The 4077-nt window shown below is 62.5% G+C and carries 2 protein-coding genes; both read right to left on the reverse strand.

The annotated features are described in order from the left end of the window. Positions 1-95: 95 nt before the first annotated feature. Complete coding sequence (locus tag ACRESD_RS13075) at positions 96-3152, reverse strand: efflux RND transporter permease subunit (protein ID WP_431751281.1); 3057 nt, start codon at positions 3150-3152, stop codon at positions 96-98. Continuing rightward, a partial coding sequence (locus ACRESD_RS13080; protein WP_431751282.1) for an efflux RND transporter periplasmic adaptor subunit occupies positions 3149-4077 on the reverse strand: 929 nt, incomplete at its 5' end. The genes ACRESD_RS13080 and ACRESD_RS13075, both read right to left, overlap by 4 nt.

The raw sequence follows: 4077 nt of genomic DNA on the forward strand, positions 1-4077 counted from the left end.
CGCGAAAGCGGTGTGACAGTGACAGATTCAGTGACTGGCACTCCGCATTCGCGGGCAAGCCCGCTCCCACATTTTTTGATCTGCAGTTTTTCTGGTTAACCGTGTTGGTCCTGTTTCGGTTCGCGAATCTTGTACCAGGCCACATACAGCGCCGGCAGGAACAACAGTGTCAGCAAGGTCGCGATGATGATCCCGCCAATCATCGCGTAGGCCATCGGCCCCCAGAACACTTCCCGCGCAATCGGGATCATGCCCAGGCTCGCTGCGGCGGCTGTCAGCAGGATCGGCCGGCGCCGGTGCTCAGTGGCTTCCACCACCGCATCCCACGGCGTATAGCCCGCCAGCTCATACTCGTCGATCTGCGTCACCAGGATCACCGAGTTGCGGATGATGATGCCGATCAGCGCCAAGATCCCCAGGATCGCCACGAAGCCCATGGGCGTGCCCGTGGGAATCAGCGCCAGCACCACACCGATCAGCCCGAGCGGCGCGACACTCGCCACCAGGAACATCTTCTGCACGCTGTGCAGTTGGATCATCAGGAAGGTCGCCATCAAAAACAGCATCAGCGGCACCACCTTGGCAATCGGGCCTTGGGCCTTGCCGCTTTCTTCCACGGTGCCGCCGGTGGCGACCTTGTAGCCCACCGGCAACCCCGCGCCGAATTTCTCGATGGTCGGTGCCAACTGCTTCACCAAGTCCGTGGGCTGCATCTCATCGCGTACCGATGCCTTGATGGTGATGGTCGGCTTGCGGTCCCGGCGCCATACCAGCGGCTGCTCCAGCTCATAGCGCACGGTGGCGAACGCCAGCAGCGGAATCGACGTGCCGTTGGGCGTGACGATCTGCAGGTTCTGCAAGGTTTCCGGGGTGCCACGCTCGGCATCCTCGGCGCGACCGACCACATTGATCAGGTAGATATCGTCGTGTACCTGGGTCACCGAGGCGCCACTGACCACGCTGTTCATCAACTGCGCTACGTCTTCCGACGACAGCCCCAGTTGCCGCGCCTTGTCTTGGGCGATGTCCACACGCAGCACTTTGCCCGGCTCGTTCCAGTCGTAAATGATCTCGCCCAAGTGGGTGTTCTGATCGAGCAGGGTCGCCAATTCGATGGCGTGTTTGCGCACTTGGTCGATATCGTTGCCCGACACGCGATATTGAATCGGCCGCCCGACCGGCGGGCCCATCTCCAGTGGCTGCACAAAGCTGCCGATGCCGACAAAATCATCGCGAAGGCGTTTTTGCAGGCGCGCAATCAAGGCGCCGCGCTCTTTCAGGCCCTTACTCACGATCACCAACTGTGCGTAGTAGGGGTTTTCCAATTGCTGGTCGAGGGGCAGGTAGAAACGGATCGCGCCCTGCCCGATGTAGGTGCTCCAACGGGCAATGTCCGGGTCATCCTTGATGATCGCTTCAAGGCGGTCGACGGCCTTGCGCGTCTCGTTGATCGAAGCGTTTTGCGGCAGGTTGAGGTCGACGAGGATTTCCGGGCGATCCGATGACGGAAAGAACTGGTTCTGCACGAACTGCATGGAAAACACCGACGCCACGAACAGCGCCACCGTGATGCCGATGGCCCACCAGCGATTGCGCATGGCCCACAGCATGCCGCCATTGAAGGCTCGGCCAATCCGCCCGGGCTCGGCGTCGTGGGGTTTCACATTGGCGCTGAGGATATGCACGCCGATCACCGGCGCAAACAGCACCGCCACCACCCACGACACCAGCATCGCCACGGCAATCACCGCGAACAGGGTGAAGGTGTACTCACCCGCCGAACTGGCGTTGAGACCAATCGGCACGAAGCCCGCGACCGTCACCAGCGTGCCAGTGAGCATCGGGAACGCCGTGGAGGTGTAGGCGTAGGTGGCGGCCTGCTCCTTGGTTTCGCCTTTTTCCAGGCGCGTGATCATCATCTCCACGGTGATCATCGCATCGTCCACCAGCAAGCCGAGTGCGATGATCAGGGCGCCCAGCGACACCCGCTGCATGGTGATGCCGCTGTATTCCATGAACACAAACACCAGCGCCAACACCAAGGGGATCGAGCACGCCACCACCAACCCGGCGCGCATACCAAGGCTGATAAAGCTCACCACTAACACGATGATCACCGCTTCAAACAGCGCACTGGTGAAGCCACCCACGGCCTCCTCCACCACTTCGGCCTGATCGGAGACTTTGTGCACGCCAACGCCCACCGGCAGGTCGGCGGTCAGCTCGTCCATGCGTTCATGCAGGGCCTTGCCGAAAGACTGGATATTGCCGCCCTTCTGCATCGCAATCGCCAAGCCAATAGCCGGCTTGCCGTTGAAGCGGAACATCGGCCGCGCCGGGTCGACGTAGCCACGGCTGATGTCGGCGATATCCGCCAAGCGATAGAAGCGGTCGTTGAGCCGCAGGTTGACGTTGGCCAGGTCCTTCTCCGAGGCGAACTGCCCCGAGGTACGCACCGAAATCCGCTCCGGCCCGGCCTCGATCACCCCGGCCGGCGTCACCGCGTTCTGCGATTGCAGGCTTTGCACGACCTGGCGCTGGTCAATGCCCAAGGCGGCGAGCTTACGTGTAGAGAAGTTCAGGTAAATCACTTCGTCCTGCTGGCCGATCATCTCGACCTTACCCAGGCCCGGCACCGCTCGGATCTCGGCGCGCACCTGCTCTACGTAATCGCGCAGCTGGCGCATCGACAAGCCGTCACCGGTAAAGGCGTACACCGAGCCAAATACGTCGCCGAACTCATCGTTGAACGCCGGTCCCTGCAAGCCCTGGGGGAAGGTGCCGCGAATATCGTCGATCTTCTTGCGAACCTGGTACCAGATCTCGGGGATGGCCTTGGCGCTAGTGGTGTCCTTGAGGAACACGAACACTGTGGATTCGCCCGGGCGGGTGTAGCTTTTCACGTAGTCGAGGGAGTCGAGTTCTTCGAGCTTTTTCTCGATGCGGTCGGTGACCTGCTTGAGGGTTTCTTCCTGGGTCGCGCCCGGCCAGCGGGTCTGGATGACCATGGTCTTGATGGTGAACGAAGGGTCTTCCTCGCGGCCCAGGTTCATGTACGAAAACACGCCCATCAGCAGCGCGACGAACATCAGGTACCAGACAAAGGACTGATGCTTGAGGGCCCAGTCGGATAAGTTGAAGCTCCCTTTCATCGCGGGCTGCCCTCGTCGATTTTGACTTTTTGCCCAGGCTTCAGGCTGTTCACGCCAGCGGTGACAATGCGCTCGCCGGGTTTGACGCCACCGTTGAGCAAGGCGCTGTCGGCGTCACGACTGAGCAGCGTGACGTCACGCGGTTGCACGGTCAGGCTCTGGGTGTCGAGCAGCCAGATGCGGGTCTTGCCATCGACCTCCTGCAAGGCGCTCAACGGCACCTCGATGCGCGGCGCAATCGCGGTGCTCAAGGTCACGCTGATCGCCGTGCCGAGGCGAAACGCAGGGGGCGTCTCGGCCAAGGTCAAGCGCGCACGCCGGGTGCGCGTGGCGCTTTGGGCCTGGGGTTCGATCTCGCGCACGATGGCGGTGGTGTGCACGCTGGGGTCGAGTTGCCCGGCGACCAGGAACACCACATCCGCTGGCAGACGCTCGGCAAGGCCGGCAGGCAGGTCGATCACGGCTTCCTTGATATCCGGGCGGGCCAGGGTCACCACTTGTTGGCCGGCGCTGACCACCTGGCCGGCCTCGGCATTCCAGGCGGTGACGATGCCGGCATGGTCGGTGCGCAGTTCGGCGTAGTTGAGCTGGTCCTTGGCCTGCTGGACCGAGGCCCGGGCCTGGTCGAGGGAGGCCTGGGTGGTTTTCAGGTCAGTCTGGGCCACATCGAGCTGGGCCTGAGCGCCGACACCCCGGTTGAACAACTCCTGCTGGCGGCGGGCACTGGCCTGGGCGTTGATGAACTGTGCCTGCACCCGAGCCAAGTCGCCTTGGGCGGCGCGCAATTGGTTTTGTTGGTCGGTGGGGTCGAGCACGGCGAGCAATGCGCCCTGCCCCACTTCGGCCCCCACATCCACGGCACGCCGAGCGATGCGGCCGGACACGCGAAAACCCAGGTTGCTTTCATAACGGGCCTGGATGGTAC

Origin of the sequence: Pseudomonas sp. (assembly GCF_050739995.1) — a bacterium.
Lineage (GTDB): Bacteria > Pseudomonadota > Gammaproteobacteria > Pseudomonadales > Pseudomonadaceae > Aquipseudomonas.